19 protein-coding genes and 4 pseudogenes are annotated in these 21,048 nt (G+C 62.2%); 4 read left to right on the plus strand and 19 right to left on the minus strand.

Annotated elements, in window-relative coordinates; genetic code table 11:
• Positions 1-3: 3 nt before the first annotated feature.
• The 10 genes and pseudogenes from glpK to ATY77_RS07580 all read right to left on the minus strand — a co-directional run.
• Positions 4-1,506: a glycerol kinase GlpK gene (gene glpK / locus ATY77_RS07535; protein WP_088686787.1), complete on the minus strand. Its 1,503-nt coding sequence runs from the start codon at positions 1,504-1,506 to the stop codon at positions 4-6.
• Positions 1,507-1,655: 149 nt separating this feature from the next.
• Entirely contained in the window at positions 1,656-3,377 is a 1,722-nt protein-coding gene (locus ATY77_RS07540) for an ABC transporter substrate-binding protein (RefSeq protein ID WP_088678086.1), read from the minus strand.
• Positions 3,378-3,456: 79 nt separating this feature from the next.
• Positions 3,457-3,738 carry a DUF2160 domain-containing protein gene (locus ATY77_RS07545; protein ID WP_088678085.1) on the minus strand — a complete coding sequence of 94 codons (282 nt, stop codon included), beginning with the start codon at positions 3,736-3,738 and terminating at the stop codon, positions 3,457-3,459.
• 13 nt (positions 3,739-3,751) lie between these two features.
• Entirely contained in the window at positions 3,752-4,573 is an 822-nt protein-coding gene (locus tag ATY77_RS07550) for a carbohydrate ABC transporter permease (protein WP_010027958.1), read from the minus strand.
• Between the two features lie 14 nt (positions 4,574-4,587).
• Entirely contained in the window at positions 4,588-5,451 is an 864-nt protein-coding gene (locus ATY77_RS07555) for a sugar ABC transporter permease (protein WP_088678084.1), read from the minus strand.
• A gap of 3 nt (positions 5,452-5,454) precedes the next feature.
• Complete coding sequence (locus tag ATY77_RS07560; RefSeq protein ID WP_088686788.1) at positions 5,455-6,525, minus strand: ABC transporter ATP-binding protein; 1,071 nt, start codon at positions 6,523-6,525, stop codon at positions 5,455-5,457.
• 9 nt (positions 6,526-6,534) lie between these two features.
• Complete coding sequence (locus tag ATY77_RS07565) at positions 6,535-7,632, minus strand: ABC transporter ATP-binding protein (RefSeq protein WP_088678082.1); 1,098 nt, start codon at positions 7,630-7,632, stop codon at positions 6,535-6,537.
• Between the two features lie 42 nt (positions 7,633-7,674).
• The gene (gene glpD, locus ATY77_RS07570) at positions 7,675-9,189 is read right to left on the minus strand and encodes a glycerol-3-phosphate dehydrogenase (RefSeq protein ID WP_088686789.1); all 1,515 of its coding nucleotides are present in this window, start codon (positions 9,187-9,189) and stop codon (positions 7,675-7,677) included.
• 111 nt (positions 9,190-9,300) lie between these two features.
• Complete coding sequence (locus ATY77_RS07575; RefSeq protein ID WP_088686790.1) at positions 9,301-10,074, minus strand: DeoR/GlpR family DNA-binding transcription regulator; 774 nt, start codon at positions 10,072-10,074, stop codon at positions 9,301-9,303.
• A 111-nt stretch (positions 10,075-10,185) separates the two neighbouring features.
• A pseudogene (locus ATY77_RS07580) lies at positions 10,186-10,797 on the minus strand (DMT family transporter); the annotation flags it as partial.
• Here ATY77_RS07580 and ATY77_RS07585 point away from each other — a divergent pair.
• Positions 10,796-11,575, plus strand: a pseudogene (locus ATY77_RS07585) (LysR substrate-binding domain-containing protein); the annotation flags it as partial. The pseudogenes ATY77_RS07580 and ATY77_RS07585 sit on opposite strands and share 2 nt — an antisense overlap.
• Positions 11,576-11,589: 14 nt before the next feature.
• On the opposite strand, the gene ATY77_RS07590 reads toward ATY77_RS07585, so the two are convergent.
• Together ATY77_RS07590 and ATY77_RS07595 are read right to left on the minus strand one after the other, a co-directional pair.
• Positions 11,590-12,057 carry a GNAT family N-acetyltransferase gene (locus ATY77_RS07590; RefSeq protein ID WP_088686791.1) on the minus strand — a complete coding sequence of 156 codons (468 nt, stop codon included), beginning with the start codon at positions 12,055-12,057 and terminating at the stop codon, positions 11,590-11,592.
• An 87-nt stretch (positions 12,058-12,144) separates the two neighbouring features.
• Positions 12,145-12,666, minus strand: a complete 522-nt coding sequence (locus tag ATY77_RS07595; RefSeq protein ID WP_088686792.1) for a DUF992 domain-containing protein — start codon at positions 12,664-12,666, stop codon at positions 12,145-12,147.
• Positions 12,667-13,213: 547 nt separating this feature from the next.
• Between ATY77_RS07595 and ATY77_RS07600 the strand changes: the two genes are divergently transcribed.
• Positions 13,214-13,459 carry a hypothetical protein gene (locus tag ATY77_RS07600; RefSeq protein ID WP_088678075.1) on the plus strand — a complete coding sequence of 82 codons (246 nt, stop codon included), beginning with the start codon at positions 13,214-13,216 and terminating at the stop codon, positions 13,457-13,459.
• Between the two features lie 17 nt (positions 13,460-13,476).
• Complete coding sequence (locus tag ATY77_RS07605; RefSeq protein WP_088686793.1) at positions 13,477-13,827, plus strand: hypothetical protein; 351 nt, start codon at positions 13,477-13,479, stop codon at positions 13,825-13,827.
• A gap of 51 nt (positions 13,828-13,878) precedes the next feature.
• Here the strand turns inward: ATY77_RS07605 and ATY77_RS07610 are convergent, their stop codons facing one another.
• The 4 genes and pseudogenes from ATY77_RS07610 to ATY77_RS07620 all read right to left on the minus strand — a co-directional run bounded on the left by ATY77_RS07610 (position 13,879) and on the right by ATY77_RS07620 (position 16,515).
• Positions 13,879-14,043 (minus strand): DUF1328 domain-containing protein, encoded by a 165-nt coding sequence (locus tag ATY77_RS07610; protein WP_003571841.1) that lies wholly within the window; start codon positions 14,041-14,043, stop codon positions 13,879-13,881.
• A 100-nt stretch (positions 14,044-14,143) separates the two neighbouring features.
• Positions 14,144-14,732, minus strand: a pseudogene (locus tag ATY77_RS07615) (hypothetical protein).
• 58 nt (positions 14,733-14,790) lie between these two features.
• Positions 14,791-14,865 (minus strand): annotated as a pseudogene (locus tag ATY77_RS33425) (VOC family protein); the annotation flags it as partial.
• Between the two features lie 27 nt (positions 14,866-14,892).
• Positions 14,893-16,515, minus strand: a complete 1,623-nt coding sequence (locus ATY77_RS07620; protein WP_088686795.1) for an ABC-F family ATP-binding cassette domain-containing protein — start codon at positions 16,513-16,515, stop codon at positions 14,893-14,895.
• Positions 16,516-16,654: 139 nt separating this feature from the next.
• Here ATY77_RS07620 and ATY77_RS07625 point away from each other — a divergent pair, with 139 nt between their 5' ends.
• The gene (locus ATY77_RS07625) at positions 16,655-16,984 is read left to right on the plus strand and encodes a DUF6665 family protein (protein WP_088686906.1); all 330 of its coding nucleotides are present in this window, start codon (positions 16,655-16,657) and stop codon (positions 16,982-16,984) included.
• Positions 16,985-17,016: 32 nt separating this feature from the next.
• Here ATY77_RS07625 and ATY77_RS07630 read toward each other — a convergent pair whose 3' ends face one another.
• The 3 genes from ATY77_RS07630 to ATY77_RS07640 form a co-directional block, all read right to left on the minus strand.
• On the minus strand, positions 17,017-18,471 hold the full coding sequence (locus ATY77_RS07630; RefSeq protein WP_088686907.1) for a M20 family metallopeptidase: 1,455 nt from the start codon (positions 18,469-18,471) through the stop codon (positions 17,017-17,019).
• A gap of 138 nt (positions 18,472-18,609) precedes the next feature.
• Positions 18,610-20,154 carry an ABC transporter substrate-binding protein gene (locus ATY77_RS07635; protein WP_088686796.1) on the minus strand — a complete coding sequence of 515 codons (1,545 nt, stop codon included), beginning with the start codon at positions 20,152-20,154 and terminating at the stop codon, positions 18,610-18,612.
• Positions 20,155-20,184: 30 nt separating this feature from the next.
• Positions 20,185-21,048, minus strand: coding sequence for a class A beta-lactamase-related serine hydrolase (locus tag ATY77_RS07640; RefSeq protein WP_245314306.1), 864 nt, complete (start codon positions 21,046-21,048; stop codon positions 20,185-20,187).

A 21,048-nucleotide genomic window follows, 5' to 3' on the forward strand; every position in this document is an offset into this window, starting at 1 on the left:
GCGTCAGCCGGCCGAGGCGTCCGAGATCATGCGCGATACGGCATTCTTCCAGCCGATGATCTTCCCCTGCCGCTCGGTCTCTTCCATCGCGGGGCTGAAGCGGCGGTCGCAAGCCCAGGCCTTGGCAAATTCGCGTTTGCCGGGCCAGATGCCGGCTTTCGATCCGGCAAGCCAGGCGGCGCCGAGCGCCGTCGTCTCGCGGATCGCCGAGCGGTCGACGGGATTTCCCGTAATGTCGGCCAGGCACTGCATCGTCCAATCCGAAGCCGCCATGCCGCCATCGACGCGCAGCACCGTTTCCAGCTGGTTGGCGCCCCAGTCCTTTTTCATCGCCACCAGCAGGTCGAGCGTCTGGTAGGCGACGGATTCGAGCACGGCGCGGGCAAATTCCGCCGGGCCGCTGTTTCGCGTCAGGCCGAAGATCGCGCCGCGCGCGGCCGGATCCCAATAGGGCGCGCCGAGGCCGGTGAAGGCAGGAACGATATAGACCTGCTGCCCGGGATCGGCCTTGGTCGCCAGAATCCCGGCTTCGGAGGCCTGATTGATGATGCCGAGACCGTCGCGCAGCCATTGCACAGCGGCACCGGCGATGAAGATCGAGCCTTCGAGCGCATAGGTCGTCTCGCCGTCGAGCCGGCAGGCGATCGTCGTCAGCATGCGGTTGGAAGAGGAAACACGGTCCCTGCCGGTATTGAGCAGGGCGAAGCAGCCGGTGCCATAGGTGGATTTCATCATGCCGGGCTCGAAGCAGGCATTGCCCACGGCCGCCGCCTGCTGGTCTCCGGCCACACCGAGGATCGGGAGGGCAGCGCCGAACAGCGCCTCGTCGACCCGGCCGAAATCATCGGCGCATTCCCTCACCTCGGGAAGCACGCCGGCCGGGATGCCGAGAATGCCGAGAAGCTCCTCGTCCCATGCGCCATCATCGATATTGTAGAGCAGCGTCCGCGACGCATTGGTCGCATCGGTGGCATGCACGCGACCATCAGTCAGCTTGTAGATCAGCCAGCTGTCGATCGTGCCGAAACAGACTTCGCCCGCCTCCGCCTTCTCGCGCAGGCCATCGACATTATCGAGCAGCCAGCGCAACTTCGTTCCGGAGAAATAGGGGTCGAGCAGCAGGCCGGTCTTGGCGCTGAATAGTTTTTCATATCCGTCGGCCTTCAGGCTATCGCACATTTCGGCCGTACGCCTGTCCTGCCAGACGATCGCGCGGTGAAGCGGTGTTCCGGACCGGCGGTCCCAGACGACCGCCGTCTCGCGCTGATTGGTGATGCCGATCGCGGCGATTGCGGCGGCGTTCAAGCCGGCATCGGCGATTGCCCCGCGCACGGTATCGATGACGGACTGCCAGATTTCGGCGGCGTCGTGCTCCACCCAGCCGGGCTGCGGATAATATTGGGTGATCTCCGCCTGCGCCGAGCCGGTCATTTTCATGTCGCCATCGAAGATGATGGCGCGCGAAGATGTCGTGCCCTGGTCGATCGAAAGAATATAGCCGCTCATATCCGTCTCCGGCTCACGCGAAACCGCTCCGCCTGCCGGAAACGGCAAGACGCGGACATCTCATGAGAAAGATTGTGGGGTGCCACCGGCATGCAGCCGGTGGCGGGAAGTGATGGCCGGAAGCCTCGTCGCTTCCGGCCGGGTCCGCCTTACTTCTGCCAGCTCTTGACGAGTTCGTCGTAGTTGACGGTAAGCGGCTTTTCCTTCTCGTTCTCGATCTTCAGCTGCGGCGCAAGGTTGCCCTTCTTCACCGCATCCGCGTTCCAATAAGCGAGATCATGCTCTTCGGCGAGTTTCGGGCCGATATCGCCCTGGACCTTGGCGCGTTCCAGGCGCTGGAGCACCTTTTCCTGCTCGGAGCACAGCGAGTCCATCGCTTCCTGCGCCGTCTTCGCGCCGGAAGAGGCATCACCGATCGCCTGCCACCAAAGCTGTGCCAGCTTCGGATAGTCGGGAACGTTCGTACCGGTCGGCGACCACTGCAGGCGGGCCGGCGAACGGTAGAATTCGACGAGGCCGCCGAGCTTCGGCGCGCGGTCGGTGAAGGACTTATGATCAAGCGTGGACTGGCGGATGAAGGTCAAGCCGACATGGCTCTTCTTCACGTCGACAGTCTTCGACGTCACGAACTGGGCATAGAGCCAGGCCGCCTTGGCGCGATCGTCGGGCGTGGACTTCATCAGCGTCCAGGAACCGGCGTCCTGATAGCCGAGCTTCATGCCGTCCTTCCAGTAGACGCCGTGCGGGCTCGGTGCGAAACGCCATTTCGGCGTACCGTCGGCATTGACGACCGGCAGGCCTTCCTTGACGAAATCGGCGGTGAAGGCCGTATAGGTGAACATCTGCTGGGCGACTTCACCCTGAGACGGGACCGGGCCGGATTCGGAGAAGGTCATGCCCTGGGCGGCTGCCGGTGCATAGGCCTTCATCCAGTCCAGATATTTCTGGATGGAGTAGACTGCTGCAGGGCCGTTGGTATCGCCGCCGCGCGCGACGCACGAACCGACAGGACGGGAGTTCTCGTCGACCTTGATACCCCATTCGTCGACGGGCTTGCCGTTCGGGATGCCCTTGTCGCCGTTGCCGGCCATCGACAGCCAGGCGTCGGTGAAGCGCCAGCCGAGCGACGGGTCCTTCTTGCCATAGTCCATATGGCCGTAGACCTTTTTGCCGTCGATCTCGCGGCCGGTGAAGAACTCGGCGATGTCCTCATAGGCCGACCAGTTGACCGGCACGCCGAGATCGTAGCCGTACTTCGCCTTGAAGTCCGCCTTGTTCTTCTCGTCGTTGAACCAGTCGTAGCGGAACCAGTAGAGGTTCGCGAACTGCTGGTCGGGCAGCTGGTAGAGCTTGCCGTCAGGCGCCGTGGTGAAGGACTTGCCGATGAAGTCGTCGATGTCGAGGCCGGGATTGGTGACATCCTTGCCTTCGTTGGCCATCCAGTCGGTCAGCGAGCGGGCCTGCTGATAGCGCCAATGGGTGCCGATCAGGTCCGAGTCGTTGATATAGGCGTCATAGATGTTTTCGCCCGACTGCATCTGCGTCTGCAGCTTTTCGACGACGTCGCCTTCGCCGATCAGATCGTGGGTGATCTTGATGCCGGTGATGGCGGTGAAGGCCGGGGCCAGCACCTTGGATTCATATTCGTGTGTCGCGATCGTTTCGGAAACGACCTTGATGTCCATGCCGGCGAAGGGTTTCGCTGCATCGACGAACCACTGCATTTCCTTTTCCTGGTCAGCGCGGGGAAGCGTCGAGAGATCGCCGACTTCCTTGTCGAGGAAGGTCTTCGCCTCGTCCATGCCGGCATAGGCCGATGCGGTCATTGCCAGCAGCAAGCCTGCTGTCGTCGTCAATAAGTGCCGTCGCATAATATCCTCCCAGGGTTTGCGATTGCAGTCACATACTCAGGCGGCCAAGGACCCCCGGCCATCTGTCTTCACTTTGCCGTCACACGTAGCGGAACACGCCAATGGCGTAGACCACGGAGATGGCAAGAGCCCACCACAGGTTGGGCCCAGCGAGCCCAAGCCATGCAAGATGAATGAAAGCGCTGCCCAGCAGCGAAACGAAGAGCCGGTCGCCGCGCGTCGTCTCGAAGCGCAGCACGCCCGTGCGCGGCGAACCGCCCGGCGAAAAATATTCCCAGACGCTCATGGCGACCAGAAGCGCCAGGATCGTCAGGAAGAACAGCGCCGTCGGCAGCGTCCAGGCCATCCAGGAAAAATTCATGACCGTCTCCTCCTCAAACGCGCCCGAGCGCGAAGCCCTTGGCGATGTAGTTGCGGACGAAATAGATGACGAGCGCGCCCGGAATGATGGTGAGCACGCCGGCCGCAGCCAGCACGCCCCAGTCCATGCCGGAGGCCGAAACCGTTCGCGTCATGATCGCCGAGATCGGCTTTGCCGCCGTCGTCGTCAGCGTGCGGGCAAGCAGCAGTTCGACCCAGGAAAACATGAAGCAGAAGAATGCCGCCACGCCGACACCGCTTGCGATCAGCGGAATGAAGATCCTGATGAAGAAACGCGGGAAGGAATAACCGTCGATATAGGCGGTCTCGTCGATCTCCTTCGGCACGCCGGACATGAAACCTTCGAGGATCCAGACGGCGAGCGGCACGTTGAACAGGCAGTGGGCAAGCGCCACGGCGATATGGGTGTCGATCAGGCCGAAGGCCGAATAGAGCTGGAAGAAGGGCAGCGCGAAGACCGCCGGCGGCGCCATGCGGTTGGTCAGCAGCCAGAAGAACAGATGCTTGTCGCCGAGGAAGCGGTAGCGCGAGAAGGCGTAAGCCGCCGGCAGCGCCGCAGCCACCGAAATCACCGTGTTCATCACCACGTAGATGATCGAGTTGATGTAGCCGTTATACCAGGACGGATCGGTGAAGATGACCGTGTAGTTGCGCAGCGTCGGGTTCGTCGGCCAGAGCGAGAAGGCGCCGGTGATCTCGGCGTTCTCCTTGAAGCTCATATTGACGAGCCAGTAGATCGGCAGGATCAGGAAGATGATGTAGATCGTCGGGACGAGCCAGGAGAGGCTGCCTGCAGGTTTGAATTTATTGGTCATGATTGCCCTCCCCCTTAGCTCGCGTCGCTGCTGGTCATCACGGTGTAGAACACCCAGGAGAGCAGCAGGATGATGAGGAAATAGATGATCGACATTGCCGCTGCCGGGCCGAGATCGAACTGGCCGACCGCCATCTTCACAAGGTCGATGGAGAGGAAGGTCGTCGAGTTGCCCGGGCCGCCGCCGGTGACGACGAAGGGCTCGGTATAGATCATGAAACTGTCCATGAAACGCAGCAGCACGGCGATCAGCAGCACCCGCTTCATCTTCGGCAGCTGGATATAGCGGAAGACGGACCAGCGCGAGGCACCGTCGATCTTGGCCGCCTGATAATAGGCATCGGGGATCGAGACGAGACCGGCATAGCAGAGCAGCACGACGAGGCTCGTCCAGTGCCAGACGTCCATGACGATAACGGTGACCCAGGCGTCGATCGGATCGCGGACATAGTTGTAGTCGAGGCCGATCGCTTCGAGGGTGTGGCCGAGCAGGCCGATATCAACGCGCCCGAAAACCTGCCAGATCGTGCCGACGACATTCCACGGGATGAGCAGCGGCAGCGCCATCAGCACCAGGCAGACGGGAACCCCCGGCCCTGATTTCGGCATGTTGAGTGCAATGAAGATCCCGAGCGGAATTTCCAACGCCAGGATGATGAAGGAGAACAGCAGGTTGCGCTGCAGCGCTTCCCAGAAGCGGTCGGAATGCAGCGTCTGGATGAACCAGTCGGTGCCGGCCCAGAAGAATTCGTTGTTACCGAACGTATCCTGGACCGAATAGTTGACGACGGTCATCAGCGGGATGACGGCCGAAAAGGCGACGAGCAGCAGCACCGGTAACACCAGAAACCAGGCTTTGTTGTTCCAAGTCTTCTGCATGGCTCAGGCCTCCCTGCCGACACGCCAGCTGTCGGCGTAGATGCTGATGGCGGACGGATCGAAGGTGACGCGGGCATCCGCGGGGATATCGGCATCTTCGGGCACAACGATCGCGAGCGGCTGGCCGGCGAAACGGGCCCGCACGATCTTCTGCCGGCCGATATCTTCGACCTTGCTGATCGTGACCGGCATACCCTCGCGTCCGAGACGGATGAATTCCGGGCGAATGCCGAGTTCGGTCTTGGAGCTGCCTGCGGTCTTCGGCGCGTAATCGAGCGTCAGCACCTCGTCCCCGACCTTGACGGCGCTGCCGTCAACCTGGGCCGGCATGACGTTCATACCGGGCGAACCGATGAAATAGCCGACGAAGGTGTGGCTCGGCCGCTCGAAGAGCTCGGCCGGCGTGCCGATTTGAACGATCTGGCCGTCATACATGACAACGACCTTCTCGGCGAAAGTCAGCGCCTCGGTCTGGTCGTGGGTGACATAGACCATGGTGAAACCGAACTGCTTGTGCAGCCGTTTCAGCTGCGAGCGCAGCACCCATTTCATGTGGGGATCGATGACGGTCAGCGGCTCGTCGAACAGGATGGCGTTGACGTCGTTGCGCACCAGCCCGCGGCCGAGCGAGATCTTCTGCTTCTGGTCGGCGGTCAGCCCCTGCGCCTTGCGTTTGGCCCAGCCGGCAAGGTCGATCATTTCGAGAATGTCGCGCACGCGCCGGTCGACATCGGCCTCGGCCACGCCGCGGTTGCGCAGGGGAAAGGCCAGATTGTCGTAAACGGTCATCGTGTCGTAGATGACGGGAAACTGGAAGACCTGGGCGATGTTGCGGCTTTGCGTCGAAAGGTTCGTCACATCCTTGCCGTCGAACAGGATGCGGCCATGCGAGGGCTGCAGCAGACCCGAGATGATGTTGAGCAGCGTGGTCTTGCCGCAGCCGGAAGGACCGAGCAGCGCATAGGCGCCGCCGTCGTTCCATTCGTGGTCGACTTCCTTCAGCGAATAATCCTTCTCCGTCTGCGGATTGGCTCCGTAGGCGTGGCGGATATGGTCGAGCGTAATGCGTGCCATTGTGCTCTCCTATGCCTTTGCCGCTGCAGCGGCAGCGTGGCCGACCGTGGCGATGGCGCGGCCATCGGAGCCGAAGGCCAAGAGGTGGCGTGTGTCGAGGAAGGCCTCGATCTCCATGTCGGGATCGATGTCGTGAATGCCGTGCGCCAGCATGACCCAGCGCACGCCGTCATATTCCAGGTGAACGAAGCTCTCCGAACCGGTGATCTCGGAAACCAGCGTGCGCGCCTGCAGGCGGGCGGCGTCACCGGTCTGCGGCTTGAAGCCGAGATGATGCGGGTGAAACGCCACAGTAACCGGCCCGTCCGGCACGGCGGCCAGATGCGGGGGAACCGGAAGTGCTGCTCCGCCCTGACGCGTGAAGACATTGCCCGCTTTGGTGACGTCGAGCGTGTTCAGCGGCGGATCGGCGAAGATGCCGGCGCTGTCGAGATCGACGGGGCGCCGGTAGACGTCGATCGTCGGCCCGAACTGGGTGACCCGACCTTGGTTCAAGGTTGCCGTATTGCCGCCGAGCAGCAGCGCCTCGGACGGTTCGGTGGTCGCATAGACGAAGATCGCACCGGACTGGGCGAAGATCTTCGGGAGTTCCTCACGCAGTTCCTCGCGCAGCTTGTAATCGAGGTTGGCGAGCGGCTCGTCCATCAGCACGAGGCTGGCATTCTTGACGAGCGCGCGCGCAAGTGCCGTGCGCTGCTGCTGGCCGCCGGAGAGATGGAGCGGCGTGCGGTCGAGATAGGGCGTGAGCTTCAGAAGCTCGGCCGCCTTGCGCACGTCGCGGTCGATCGTGGCGGCATCCTTGCCCGAGATGCGCATCGGCGAGGCGATGTTCTCATAGACGGTCAACGCCGGATAATTGATGAACTGCTGATAGACCATGGCGACGTTGCGCTTCTGCACCGGCATGCCGGTAACGTCGGCGCCGTCGAAATGGACGGAGCCGGCGGTCGGACGGTCGAGCCCCGCCATCAGCCGCATCAGCGACGTCTTGCCCGACAGCGTCGGCCCGAGCAGGACGTTCAGCGTGCCGCGCTCGAGGACCAGATCGGTCGGATAGATATGATAGTCCGCCCCCACCATCTTGGCGGCGTTTCGCAGTTCCAGCATTCCGATTCCCCTGCCTCCACGCAGCGGGGACCACACGCCACCTTATCCGGCCATCGCCGGTATGGCAGCCATGTACTCCTCCAGTGACTGAGCCTGCTCCTTCGAAAGGCGCAGACCATCCTTTGTTCTCCTCCACAGCACGTCTTCGGCGTGCCGGGCCCATTCATGTTCGACGAGATATCTGACTTCGGCTTCGTAAAGATCGCCGCCGAACAGCCGCCCGAGATCCTCGATGCCGCTGGCATCGCCGAGCAGCGTCTCGGCCCTGGTGCCATAGCGGCGCACCAGCCGGCGCGCATGCGGATCGGCAAGGAAGGGATAACGGCTTTTCAGCTTGGCGACCTCGGCCTCATAACCCTTGACGGCGAAATTGCCGCCGGGCAGATGGCTCTTTGCCGTCCAGGGAGCGCCCTTGACGCCGATCGCCGCACCGATCTTTTCCAGCGCATGTTCGGAAAGCCGGCGATAGGTGGTGAGCTTGCCGCCGAAGACGTTGAGCAGCGGCGCGGCGGCGCCTTCGCCCTCGAGCTTCAGCACGTAGTCGCGCGTCGCCTCCTGCGCCTTCGAGGCGCCGTCGTCATAAAGCGGCCGCACCGCCGAATAGGTCCAGACGATATCCTCCGGCTTGACCGGCTCCTTGAAATATTCCGATGCCGCATTGCAGAGGTAGACGGTCTCCTCCTCGGAGATCCGGACATCCTTGGGATCGGCGGTGTAATCGCGGTCGGTCGTGCCGATCAGGGTGAAGTCGCCCTCATAGGGAATGGCGAAGATGATGCGGTTGTCGGGATTCTGGAAGAAATAGGCGCGCGGGTCGTCGAACTTCTTCTTGACGACGATATGGCTGCCCTGGACGAGGCGAACGTGGTGAGCCTCGTTCTGACCGAAAGCGGAGCGGATGACGTGATCGACCCAGGGGCCGGCGGCATTGACCAGCATGCGGGCCTGATGGCTGCCGTTGCGGCCGGTGACGGTATCGGTCGTCTCGATATGCCACAGGCCGTTCTCGCGCCTTGCCGAGACCACTTTGGTGCGGGGCATGATCGCGGCACCCTTGTCGGCTGCGTCGCGGGCGTTCAGCACGACCATGCGGGCATCGTCGACCCAGCCGTCGGAATATTCGAATGCTCTCGTAAACAGCGCCTTCAGCGGCTTGCCCGCGGGATCCTTGCGCATGTCCAGCACATCAGTCGCCGGCAGCAGCTTGCGGCCGCCGAGGTGGTCGTAGAGGAAGAGGCCGAGCCGGATCAGCCAGGCCGGGCGGATACCGCCCTTGTGATAAGGCAATACGAAGCGCAGCGGCCAGATGATGTGCGGCGCCATCGCCCAGAGGATCTCGCGCTCCATCAGCGATTCACGCACCAGGCGGAATTCGTAATGCTCGAGATAGCGCAGGCCGCCATGGATCAGCTTGGTGGCGCCGGATGAGGTGCCGGAGGCGAAATCGTTCATCTCCGCCAGCGCGACGGAATAGCCGCGCCCGATGGCATCGCGCGCGATGCCGCAGCCGTTGATGCCGCCGCCAATGACGAAAATGTCGTATATCTCCCGGCCCAATTGCCCCTCCGAGCCTGCTGCTGATTTCGCATCGCACAAAACTTGCGCGATTGCGAAAGTGACATCAGTTAAAACGAAAGAAATACGAATGTCAAACGAATGTTGGCAGATCTATCGCGATCTGCTGCCCGTTTCGATCAGTTTCACATTGTTTTCCAGGCAGAGATTTCGGATCGACGGCACCGGACAGTGGTCGGTGATGAAGGTATGAACCTGGGAAAGCTGACCGATCCGGACTGGCGCGGTGCGTTCGAACTTCGTCGAATCGGCAACGAGAATGACGTGGCGGGCATTGGCGATGATCGCCTGCGCGACCTTCACCTCGCGAAAGTCATAGTCGAGAAGCGCGCCGTCGACATCGATCGCCGAGGCGCCGATCACGGCATAATCGACCTTGAACTGGCGGATGAAATCGACCGCCGCTTCGCCGACGATCCCGCCGTCGGAACCGCGCACGACCCCGCCGGCAATTACCACCTCGATTGCCGGGAAGAGACGCAACCTGTTGGCAACGTTTATATTATTGGTGATCACCATCAGCTCGTGATGATTGGCGAGCGCCTCGCCCACCGCCTCGGTCGTCGTGCCGATATTGATGAAGAGCGAGGCTCCGCTCGGGATCAGCTCGACGGCCGCAACGCCGATTGCCTGCTTCTCCGAAGCGGCGATCTGGCGGCGCGCCTCGTATTTGACGTTCTCGGTTCCGCTCGGAAATGTCGCCCCGCCATGGATGCGCGTCAGCACCTGCGCATCGCAGAGATCGTTCAGATCCTTGCGGATGGTTTGCGGCGTTACCGAGAAGCGGGAGGCAAGCTCCTCGACCAGAACCCTGCCGCTCGATTTCGCGATCGCCACGATTTCAGTTTGTCGGTCGGTCAAGAACATCGGCGCCCCCTTTCGATCTGCTTTCGTTTTTAAAGAAAGCGAAGAGCGGCGCAACGTCTATTTATCGGCGGCGAACTTTCGCCGCCGATTTTGGTGGTAGCGGCGCGGCCGTTACCGTTTCCGCATGAGGTTGACCACGAGCACGCCGAGGATCGCCATGACGCCGCCGATCGCGCCGAGTGCCGTCGGCGTCTCGCCGAGCCAGACGAAGCCGATCAGCGTTGCGACCGGCGGGACGCCATAGAGAAAATTGGAGGCGCGCGCGGCCGTCAGCCGCTTCAATGCGATGGCCCAGGTGAGATAACCGATCGCCGTCGGGAAGATGACGAGATAGGCGACGCCCCAGTTGACCTCCGCCGGCGCGGCGGCCAGCGCACGGATCGTCGCCGGGACGGCGGGAAACAGCGGCACGGAGCCGATCAGCAGGATCCAGGCGGTGACGGCAAGCGCCGGCAGGCGGGCGAGCAACGGTTTCTGCAACACGCTTGCGATCGCCGAGCAGAGCGCTGCGCCGAGGATCAGCACAGCATTGGGATCAAGCTTGAAGCCGCCGTCCGAGGAGACCGCAATCAGCGCGACGCCGCCGAAGGAAACCGCGGTGCCCGCCCAGCCCCAGCGGCCGAAGCGCTCGCCGAGCGCGAATGTGGCAATGAGGGCGGTGAAGACGGGCATGGTATTGATGATGAAGCTGGCCGGTCCCGCCGCCACGGTCTGCTCGCCGGTGGGCGTGCGGCTGTTCGCGCGCGAAGCGCGCGGCGTGCGGCTGACGCCGGAGGGCATGCGTTTTTTCGCCCGCGCCGAGGAAGCGCTTTCCCTGCTCGGCAACACCGGCGAGCGCTGGCTGCCCAGGCCGAACAAGGCGGTGGTGCGCCTTTCGGTGACGCCTTCGGTGGCGTCACTGTGGCTCTTTCCGCGTCTGGCGAAGCTCGAAGGAAACGAGCTGCATGTCGAGCTCACGCTCGAACATCGGCTGGCGGATTTCGGCGAAGGCACGGATCTCGCCATCCGTTGCGGCAAGGGTCCCTGGGCCGGCGTGCGCGCCCTGCCGCTGTGGCGGGAGAAGTCCTTTCCCATTGCCGCCCCCGAACTGGCGAAGCAGCTCGGGCAGCGCTCGGACGCCCTTTCGCTGCTCGACCTGCCGATCATTCACGATTCGAATATAGAAGGCTGGCGCCGCTGGCTCTCGCGTGAGGGTATCGATTATACGCCGCGCGGCCAGGACCGCCGCTTCGAAGACTATAATCTGGTGATGGATGCCTGTGCCCAGGGGCTCGGCATCGCGCTCGCCCGCCCTCCCCTATCGGATGCGATGCTGGCCGCCGGGCGCGTCGTCGCAGTGTCGGAACGCACGCTCGAATCCCACGTGGCCTTCCACCTGATCCGGCCGGATGATGCGCTGCGGAGCCCGGCCATCGAATTTGCCGGCCGCTTTCTGCGCGAGGCCGGCCATGACGAGGAGACGATCGCCGCCTTCACCGCACCCGGCCGGGCGAAAGCCTAGCCGGACGGTGCCTGCTATCCCTCCAGAAGCTTCAGCCGCATTTCCTTGGCTATTTCAAAACCGACAGAGCGGTAAACGGGTTCGCCGGCATCCGAGGCATGGATGACAGCCGTCGTACAGCCGATCGATTTCAGGTAGCCGACAGCCGCTTTGGTCAACGCCAGCGCGATGCCGCGCCTGCGGAAGGCGTCCTCGACATAGACGGACCAGATATAACCAAGCAGCCGCTGCTCCTCCCGGATGACTTCAGGAAAGGGCGATTGGTGCAGCTGGCAGGATACGGAACCGGCGATTTCCCCGTCGATGACGGCCAGGAACGAGGCGAGGCGCCGCTCCGCGCGGCCGCTTCTAAGGAAAAACAAGACTCGCGCCGCGGCATCCGGTCTGTAGTGCTCCGGCGGCGTGCCGTAACTGTCCCAGATCTTCAGATAATGCCCGGCCAGGATCTCGTCCTCATCGGGCGTTGCCATTCGAATATCCATTGGCGATCCGTTTGGGCGTGGAAGGAAATCAATTTCAAGAAGGGGGACGCCCCCGCCGCGTCGCGGCAGGGACGCGTCAAAGTCCTGTCAATTCGCCGGCGTCAGCGTCATCGATGCGCTGCCGGCGGCAACGTTGAGGCCGAGCTGGCCGGTGAGGCTGACCGTCTGCAGATGGATCGAGCCGGACGTGCCGCCGACCAGGAGATTGGCGCCGACACCGGCGCCGACCGTCGCTTCCGCGCTGGCGCCAACATAGAGGCCGGCAAGCGATCCACGATGATAGCCGGCGGTCGGCGCGAAAACGCCCCAGATCAGGCGGCTGCGCGTGGTGAAGCCGAGATCGATGCCGAGCTTTCTGACTTCGCCGGTATAGTGATCGACGAGCTCGTTGCCGACAATCGACTGGAAGACGCAATCGGCTTCCTTGGACGAACCGAGCACATAGCCCGTGCCACCGCTGATATCGCAGGTAAGATAGCCGATCTTCACGCCGTTGCGCAGATCCGGCTCTTCATATGTCCTGGTGACGGGATCGGCGGCACCGGCCACCCCCGCGCCGACAAACGTCAACGATACCGCGGCAAAGGCCGTCGCAAGAGTTTTGTTCATAAGTCTCTCCTTCTCAAATCGTGACGGGAATACCCGGCTGCCGGCACCGGATAACGGACGGGAACCGTAAACGATCCCAGATCGGCGCCGTTTTCGCGTCGCGTGTCAGAGCGCGGGAGGCGCAAGCGACAACCCTACGGTTTAGCGGCATTGGGACATTTCAAAGGCATATGCTACCCGCATGCGCCATTTCACAATCTTGTCAGGAATGGTTGCAGGAAAGGCACATGCTGTTTTCGCCGAGGATGCACCGGGCAGCAGCCGCGTCGACGCTGGGGTGACCGCATAGGTTGCCAGAGCTCATGTATAGCTGTAGTATTCTCTAAATTTCCTGCTGCACAGCAACAAATAAGAAGAATCGAAATACCGATTCCCGGCATGACAACAGAATGTCCGGATGCTTTTCCGGGGTTCTGTTTCTGCTTCAGCAACAATGCCGGCTGAAATTTGAGATGCATATCAGATGATTATTTTGCCGGGGCCGGCTGACGGCACGCCCGCCGATTTCTATTGGAAATGGCGGTGCAGAGTTCATCGGGAGGGAAAAATGCGCAAACACACAACCATCATGCTGGCAGGATGCCTTGCGGTATCCGCCTGTCAGTCCGGGACCACGTCTCAAGCCGTCTCGGACCGGAATTCCGAATTCGGCTGTATTGCCGGCACCGTCGGCGGCGCGATCGTCGGCGGCTTGATCGGCAGCACCATCGGGGCCGGCACCGGCCAGGTGCTCGCCATCGGCGCCGGCATCGGCGGCGGCGGTTTCGTTGGCAACCGCCTGGCTTGCAAATAAATCGTGGGGGTATAGCGATGAAGATCTTGGCTTTGGTAACGGCAGTCGCCCTGTTCCAATCTACCGGCGTGCTCGCCCAACAAGCCGCCTCGATGTATCAGGGGCAGATGGACAAGCTTGACGTCAATTCCAGCAAGACGGTCGATCGTTCCGAATACGAAGCCTTCATGGGCACGGCTTTCGGTAATCTCGACAGGAACAAAGACGGCAGCCTGCAATCCGGCGAGACGGTGCAGATTCTGACCGTCGAGCAATTCACCCTGACGGACGCCAACAAGGACGGCCGCATCAACAAGAGCGAATTTATACAGCGGGTTATGGCGGATTTCGCGACGGCCGATCGCGATCGGGACGGCAACCTCCAGTAAAGAAAAACCCGGCGATGTTTTCGCCGGGTTTTTATACTCGATCCGTCGGCACTATACTCTGCGCATAAAGCGCATGACGAGCGACACGACGAACAGCACCAGGAAAATGAAGAACAGAACCTGGGCAATGGAAGCTGAAGCCCCGGCGATGCCGCCAAATCCAAGGACGCCGGCAATCAAGGCCACAACGAGAAATACCAAAGCGTAGTAAAGCATCGCGATCTCCTCTTACGTTGCTGCTGGCATAACGGAGACTGCCCGCTTTTGGTTCCCTGCCCGCTCACGGACGACTTAGGGAGCGCCGCATCGGCTTTGTTCAGCCGAAATGAAAAACGCCATCAAACATCCGGTCGCCCTCATTCGGCTCCGGAGGTTCTGCTGCTTCGAGATAGGCCTTGAGCGGGCCGGTCAGCACGAACCAGACGCTGGCACCCAGCATGAAGCAGGCTCCCACGGGATCATCGATCCGTGCGACGAAGGGGAGGCAGGCGGCTGCGAACAGGACGATCAACCGGACCGACCACTCCGCCTCGCGTTTGGTGACGGCGCGTGCGCGCAGCGACTTATATTGCCGCGCGCCATAGGCGCTGCTGCCCGCCTTCATCGCCGAAAACAGCTTTCGCGCGGAAGGCAGCGCCAGCATGACCAGCGCGACGACGCTGAGCGCAAAAGCCCTGCCCGTCATAAATTGTCCGCTCGCGATGAGGAGGAAAGAGAGCACGGACAGGTTCCACGTCGGCTCCAGCAGCTCCGGCGGCTGGCGCGTGCGAATGTGCCAAGCCCGCAACAAGCCCGCAGCCCCGTTCAATAACGGCTGATCGACATAACGATTGATCCAGTCCATGCTGCCCCGACCTGATTTGCCCCAAGAAGGGCCTGCAAACACCATGGAATTGGGTCATCATCGTGGCAGCCGCCGCACATCGGCGGAGAGTTGCCCCTCTCTACACGAACTGGCCGCGGCTACTTCAATTCCTGTGCGAGTTCCAAGACATGGCCCGACGGCTCCGCGAAGGCCGCGGTGCGACGTCCCCAAGGATTTCGACATGCCCGGGAAAGAGATCGTCAGCTTCGCAGGCCGGGCGCCTCGTGGCCGGTGCGCGCCACATATTCCGTGTAGCCGCCGCCATATTGGTGGATGCCTTCAGGCGTCAGCTCCAGCACACGGTTGGAGAGCGCGGCGAGGAAATGCCGGTCGTGCGAGACGAAGAGCATGGTGCCCTCATATTGCGAGAGCGCCTTGATCAGCATCTCCTTGGTGTCGAGATCGAGGTGGTTCGTCGGCTCGTCAAGCACAAGCAGGTTCGGCGGATCGAACAGCATCATCGCCATGACCAGACGGGCCTTCTCGCCGCCGGAGAGCACGCGGCAGCGTTTCTCGACATCGTCGCCGGAAAAGCCGAAACATCCGGCAAGCGCCCGCAAAGGCCCCTGCCCTGCCTGCGGAAACCGATCTTCCAGAGATTGGAAGACGGTGCGCTCGCCATCGAGGATATCCATGGCATGCTGGGCGAAATAGCCCATCTTGACGCTGGCGCCGAGAGCGACGCTGCCCTGGTCAGGCGAGGTCGTGCCCGTCACCAGCTTCAACAGCGTCGATTTGCCGGCGCCGTTGATGCCCATGATGCACCAGCGCTCGCGCCGCCGCACCATGAAATCCAGACCCTCGTAGATGCTTCGGCTGCCATATTTCTTATGGACGTTCTTCAGGTTGACCACGTCCTCGCCGGAGCGCGGTGCGGCCTGGAACTCGAAAGCGACCGACTGGCGGCGCTTCGGCGGCTCCACCCGGTCGATCTTCTCCAGCTTCTTCACCCGGCTCTGCACCTGCGAGGCATGCGAAGCGCGCGCCTTGAACCGCTCGATGAACTTGATTTCCTTGGCGAGCATCGCCTGCTGGCGCTCGAACTGGGCCTGCTGCTGCTTCTCGTTCTGCGCCCGCTGCTGCTCGTAGAATTCATAGTTGCCGGAATAGGCCGTCAGTCCGCCGCCGTCGATCTCGATGATCTTGTTGACGATGCGGTTCATGAACTCGCGGTCGTGCGAGGTCATCAAGAGCGCGCCCTCATAGCCCTTCAGAAACTCTTCGAGCCAGATCAGGCTTTCGAGATCGAGATGGTTGCTCGGCTCGTCGAGCAGCATGACGTCTGGCCGCATCAGCAGGATGCGTGCAAGTGCCACGCGCATCTTCCAGCCGCCCGACAGCGCGCCGACGTCGCCGTCCATCATCTCCTGGCTGAAGCTGAGGCCCGCAAGCACTTCACGGGCGCGCCCTTCGAGCGCATAGCCGTCCAGTTCTTCGTAACGCGCCTGCACCTCGCCGTAACGCTCGATGATCTCTTCCATGTCGCCGGCCCTGTCAGGGTCGGCCATGGCGGCTTCGAGCTCCCGCAACTCGGCGGCAACGATGCTGACCGGGCCGGCGCCGTTCATCACCTCGGCGACGGCGCTGTGGCCTGCCATTTCGCCGACATCCTGGTTGAAGTAGCCGATGGTGACGCCCTTTTCGCAGGACACCTGTCCTTCGTCGGGCTGCTCTTCGCCGTTGATCATCCGGAAGATCGTCGTCTTGCCGGCGCCGTTCGGGCCGACGAGGCCGATCTTCTCGCCTTTGTTGAGGGCTGCCGATGCCTCGATGAAGAGGATCCGGTGGCTGAGTTGTTTGCTGATATTCTCGATACGAATCATGATGTGCGCGCAGGACCTGGAAAAGTTACCGCGCCCCTTACCACGCATGGAAACCGCGGGGTAGGCCCGTCCCACCCTCTCGATCTCCGCGGCCGGATTGGATAATGTCGATGCCTGCGCTGAAAAGGAATTCGTGCCCATGAGCGTTCGCCCGCCGCAATCCTTCAGACACCACCAGCAGAATGCCAACGGCTTCAACGTCCTCGAATACGAGCTGATGTCGGAACGCGCCGATGCGCTCGGGCGTCACGGGCTGAAAGTGGAAGCGTCACTTGCCAGCCTGAAATCCTGGTCTGCCGAGCGCCAGAACGCCGAGGAGCGCGAGCAGCTCGTCAATGAAGCCTCCGACGCCGTCTGGGCATTCTTCATCCAGCGCGAGATCTGCGGATTGCGGAACAACCGCGACGCCATTCAGCGCTACGGCATCCCGAACGAGGTGCTCGCGCGATTGGGCGCGATGCGTAAATAGTCCATCGCGGTGTTGCTGCGGTGTATGTCACCTCACCCGCGAGCATGCGCCTTTCCCGGCTTTACCGCCGCCGGTATTGGGCAGACATAGGCTCTTCCCTTCGTCTTGTCGCGCCATTCAGCCTTGGCCCGCGCCAGCAGGTCGGGAGAGGTCAGCAGTGACAAGCCGGTCGCCGCCAGCGTCTTGGCCGCATGCACCATCGCCTTGTGGGCGGCACGGCTTTTCCCCTGCGCCACCACCTGCCAGGTATGCGGATTGGTGCCGATCGCCCAGGCAGGCGTCCAGCATTGCGCTGTCGGCACCACCCAGCTGACATCGCCGACATCCGTCGAGCCGGCGCGGAAATGCGACTGGCCCTCAAAATCGCGAAGGCCGAGATGCAGCGGCGTCGAGCCGTCGATCGCCTGGTTGGAAAAGACGTCGCCTTTGATCTGGTAAAGACGGATGCTGCTTTTGATCGCCTCCTCGGTGAAAGTGTTCTGGATCTTCTGCGCGAAGTCGATATCGGCCTCGTCGAAGGGCACGGGCCCGAGCGTCACCATGTTCTCATGCATCGCGCCCTCGAGCGTCAGATTGGGGAGAAGATTGGTGGAGGCGGTATCGAAGACGACCTCCACTTCCGTCTCGGTCATCATCGCGGCACCGCGTGCCACCTTCTCCACGCGTTCGGCAAGAGCCATCGCCTGCGGCATCTCAGGTGCGCGGATGAGATAGAGGGCTTCAGCCCTCGCCTGGACGACATTTGCCGCCCGGCCGCCGGTGTCGGTGATCGCATAATGCACGCGGCAGTCCGGAGGCATATGCTCGCGGAGGAAATTGACGCCGACATTCATGAGTTCGACCGCATCGAGAGCCGAACGGCCGAGATGGGCGCTGTTGGCGGCGTGCGCGGCCAGCCCCTTGAACTGATAGTAATATTCGAGCACGGCAAGATTGTTGGTCGAACGCACGCCGTTGAAGGGCGCCGGATGCCAGGTCAGCGCCGCATCCACATCGTCGAAGGCGCCGGCGCGCACCATGAAAGTCTTGCCGGAGCCCCCCTCCTCGCCCGGGCAGCCGTAATAACGCACGGTTCCCGGCAGCCCCTTCTCTTGGAGATGCCTGGCAAGCGCGATCGCCGCCAGCAGCGAACCGACGCCGAGCAGATTGTGGCCGCAGCCGTGACCGCTCTCATCCGCGGCAATCGGCCTTGCCTCGGCCACGTCGGCGATCTGGCTCATGCCGGCCAGCGCATCGAATTCGCCGAGAAAGGCGATCACCGGCCGGCCGCTGCCATATTCGCCGATAAAGGCTGTCTCCATCCCGGCGATCCCGCGTCGGACATGGAATCCGTTTTCCTCCAGTGTCGCCGCAAGCAGTTTGCTGGAACGGTATTCATCGAATTTCAGCTCGGCGAAATCCCAGATCTGATCGCTCAGCGCCGTGAATTCGGGCTTCATGCCCTCGATCACGGAGGCAAGGGTCAAGATGGCTTCTCTGTCGGGCATGGCATGTCCTCGATGCATCGCCGCTTCCCGCGGCGTCAAACGATCTGCTGCCGTCGGACCGAAGCCCGGCGGCATTGTCGAATTCCTTGGTTTTTCAGCGTGTCGTCGCAAACCCGCGGCACGCTCTGGGCAACAGGCTCAGTCGTCGAGCGAGACTTCCCAGAGGCGGGCGTTCGACTGCCAGACCGGCTGGCCCTTCAGCTTCTTCGTCGCGCCCCAGACATCGACCATGTCGTAGAGAAAGATGCCGGGCATATCCTCAAGCATCAGCGTATGGAGCTGATCGAAGATCGCCTGCCGCTTCTCCGGATCGATTTCGGCATACGCGGCATTCCGGAGTTCGATCGCCTTCGGATTGTCCCACATCAGCGATGCGTTCTTATCCTTGTCGCCGACATAGAAACTGTAGGCCAGAGCAGGGTCGAGACGCGGCGTCACCGACTGTGAGATGACCTGGTAGTTGCCGGACCGGCGGCGATCGACCTGCGTTGCATAGTCGAGGACCTCGATCTGCACATTGAGGCCCACCTGCTGCATCATGGCCTGCGCCATGACGGCTGCCGGGAAGCTCGGCACATTGCCGCGCTTGTTGGCGATGATGGTGATCGGCTCACCCTTGTAGCCGGCCTCGGCAAGCTCCTTCTTCGCGGCTTCGAGATCGTAGGGAAGGCGCTTCTTCTGCGTCTCGCTGAAATAGACCGAGTCCGTCGGCACCATCGAGCCATTGGCTTCGCCGGTCCCGTTCGAGGCCGCCGCCACGAGTTCGTCGAGGTCGAGCGCCTGCGCCATGGCGCGGCGCACGCCAGGCTTGCCGAGGACCGGATCGCGTGTCTGGATGTAAAACAGGTTCTTACCGTTGTTGCGGGCGATGATCAGCTGAACCTTGTCGCTCGCCTTGAATTCCGGGATCAGATCCGGCGAGATCTCTGCCGTATCGAGCACACCGGATTCGAGACCCGCCTTGACGGTCGAGGCATCGGGAATGACCATGAACTTGATGCCGTCGACCAGCGGCCGCTTGGAGCCGACCGCGCCGTCGGGCTTGCCGTCATTCGCCGGCGAGACGTAGTCGGCGAACTTCGTCAGATGTATATATTCGGCCTTCTTCCACTCATCCCATTTGAAGGGACCGGTGCCGATCGGCGCGACGAAGGTGCCGTCGGCGGCAACGGAGTCTTTCGAGATGATGCCGGTGTAACCGCATTCCGGCCGCGACATCAGACCGAGGAAAACCGCCGAAGGTTTCTCCAGCACCATCTCGACGGTCAAGGCGTCGACGGCCTTGATGCCGGTGACGTGCACGACGCCGCTGCCGTTGAAATCATTGACGCAGGTCCACTTGGTCTTCGGATCCATGTATCGGTTCCAGTTCCAGACGACGTCATCGGCGCTCAGCACCTTGCCATTGTGGAACTTTACGCCATCACGCAGCTTGAACGTATAGGTCAGACCGTCGGCCGACATGTCGACGGTCTTGGCGAGAAGCGGCTTGACCTCGCCATTATTGGCATAACCGACGAGGCCTTCGACGATATGCAGGATGACATTGTCGGTGTTGCCGTCCCGGTTGACGCCGGGATTGCTGCTGCGCAGGTCCGAGCTTTGCGCCACGACAATATCGCGGGCTGCCGCCGTGCCGGCCATCACCAGCAGAATGGTGTTTGCAAGCAGGATTTTTCTCATTGTTCTACCCTCTTTCTGTTTATTGATCGATTATGGTTGGAACTCTTCCCAGCAGGCCCGGGCGAGCCTGCCGATGGTTTCGAGTGCGATCGTGTAACCTGGCGTTCCGTCTTCCATCACCTGAGGAACCTGGTCGGTATAGGCGGCGAGGATGTAGAACGGTGCCCCGTCCCGGAAGACGATGCCGGCATCCATGCGCCCGCGCTTGCCGCGGCCGCCCTTGCTGGCGACGATGGTTTCGAACGGCAGCCGCGACGGGATGCCGTAGCGCAACACCTGGTTTTTCAGCGTCTGCAGCGCGAAGGCGCAGAGCGCCTGCGAGCAGCCGAGCCTCGCTGCCGCATCTTCCGAAGTTTGCGCATCCAGGATGGTCTGCAGCAGCAAGACCTGATCGGCCGCAGTCGTCGTCGTGACCGCACCGAGCGCGTGATCGGGCGACAGCGCCAGCGGCGGGATCAGGAAGCGATGATGCGTGCCGCTCAGACCCAGCGCCTTGCAGTAGCTGTCGACTTCTTCGAGCGTCAGGCGTTCGAACACCATCTTGGTGCAGACATTGTCGCTCAGCACCATCATGCCGGTGATGGCGTCGCGCAGCGAAATGACGATACCGGGGGTCATGTAGCGGAAGATGCCGCTCGCCACTTCCTCGGCAAGACGCTTCTCGTAAACGATCTGCTCGTCGAGATCGAGGCGGCCGTCCTCGACCGCCTTCAATGCCGCCATCATGATCGAGGTCTTGCGCGTGCTTGCCGACGGCGTCTCCTCATCGGCGCCGCGGCCGATCGTTTCGCCGGTCAGAAGATTGCGCGCCATGAAGCGCGTAACGAAGGGCTGCGCATCGCAGATCGCATTCAGCCGCTTGGCGGCCCCGCTTGAATTCGTGCCCGTGTCCAA

Source organism: Rhizobium sp. R634 (assembly GCF_002211305.1).
Lineage (GTDB): Bacteria > Pseudomonadota > Alphaproteobacteria > Rhizobiales > Rhizobiaceae > Rhizobium.

Excerpts from the sequence above, each read along its gene's own strand:
- glpK (WP_088686787.1), bottom strand. The coding sequence starts at position 1,506 with ATGAGCGGCTATATTCTTTCGATCGACCAGGGCACGACATCTTCGCGC.
- ATY77_RS07540 (WP_088678086.1), bottom strand. The coding sequence starts at position 3,377 with ATGCGACGGCACTTATTGACGACGACAGCAGGCTTGCTGCTGGCAATG.
- ATY77_RS07545 (WP_088678085.1), bottom strand. The coding sequence starts at position 3,738 with ATGAATTTTTCCTGGATGGCCTGGACGCTGCCGACGGCGCTGTTCTTC.
- ATY77_RS07550 (WP_010027958.1), bottom strand. The coding sequence starts at position 4,573 with ATGACCAATAAATTCAAACCTGCAGGCAGCCTCTCCTGGCTCGTCCCG.
- ATY77_RS07555 (WP_088678084.1), bottom strand. The coding sequence starts at position 5,451 with ATGCAGAAGACTTGGAACAACAAAGCCTGGTTTCTGGTGTTACCGGTG.
- ATY77_RS07560 (WP_088686788.1), bottom strand. The coding sequence starts at position 6,525 with ATGGCACGCATTACGCTCGACCATATCCGCCACGCCTACGGAGCCAAT.
- ATY77_RS07565 (WP_088678082.1), bottom strand. The coding sequence starts at position 7,632 with ATGCTGGAACTGCGAAACGCCGCCAAGATGGTGGGGGCGGACTATCAT.
- ATY77_RS07575 (WP_088686790.1), bottom strand. The coding sequence starts at position 10,074 with ATGTTCTTGACCGACCGACAAACTGAAATCGTGGCGATCGCGAAATCG.
- ATY77_RS07590 (WP_088686791.1), bottom strand. The coding sequence starts at position 12,057 with ATGGATATTCGAATGGCAACGCCCGATGAGGACGAGATCCTGGCCGGG.
- ATY77_RS07595 (WP_088686792.1), bottom strand. The coding sequence starts at position 12,666 with ATGAACAAAACTCTTGCGACGGCCTTTGCCGCGGTATCGTTGACGTTT.
- ATY77_RS07600 (WP_088678075.1), top strand. The coding sequence starts at position 13,214 with ATGCGCAAACACACAACCATCATGCTGGCAGGATGCCTTGCGGTATCC.
- ATY77_RS07605 (WP_088686793.1), top strand. The coding sequence starts at position 13,477 with ATGAAGATCTTGGCTTTGGTAACGGCAGTCGCCCTGTTCCAATCTACC.
- ATY77_RS07610 (WP_003571841.1), bottom strand. The coding sequence starts at position 14,043 with ATGCTTTACTACGCTTTGGTATTTCTCGTTGTGGCCTTGATTGCCGGC.
- ATY77_RS07620 (WP_088686795.1), bottom strand. The coding sequence starts at position 16,515 with ATGATTCGTATCGAGAATATCAGCAAACAACTCAGCCACCGGATCCTC.
- ATY77_RS07625 (WP_088686906.1), top strand. The coding sequence starts at position 16,655 with ATGAGCGTTCGCCCGCCGCAATCCTTCAGACACCACCAGCAGAATGCC.
- ATY77_RS07630 (WP_088686907.1), bottom strand. The coding sequence starts at position 18,471 with ATGCCCGACAGAGAAGCCATCTTGACCCTTGCCTCCGTGATCGAGGGC.
- ATY77_RS07635 (WP_088686796.1), bottom strand. The coding sequence starts at position 20,154 with ATGAGAAAAATCCTGCTTGCAAACACCATTCTGCTGGTGATGGCCGGC.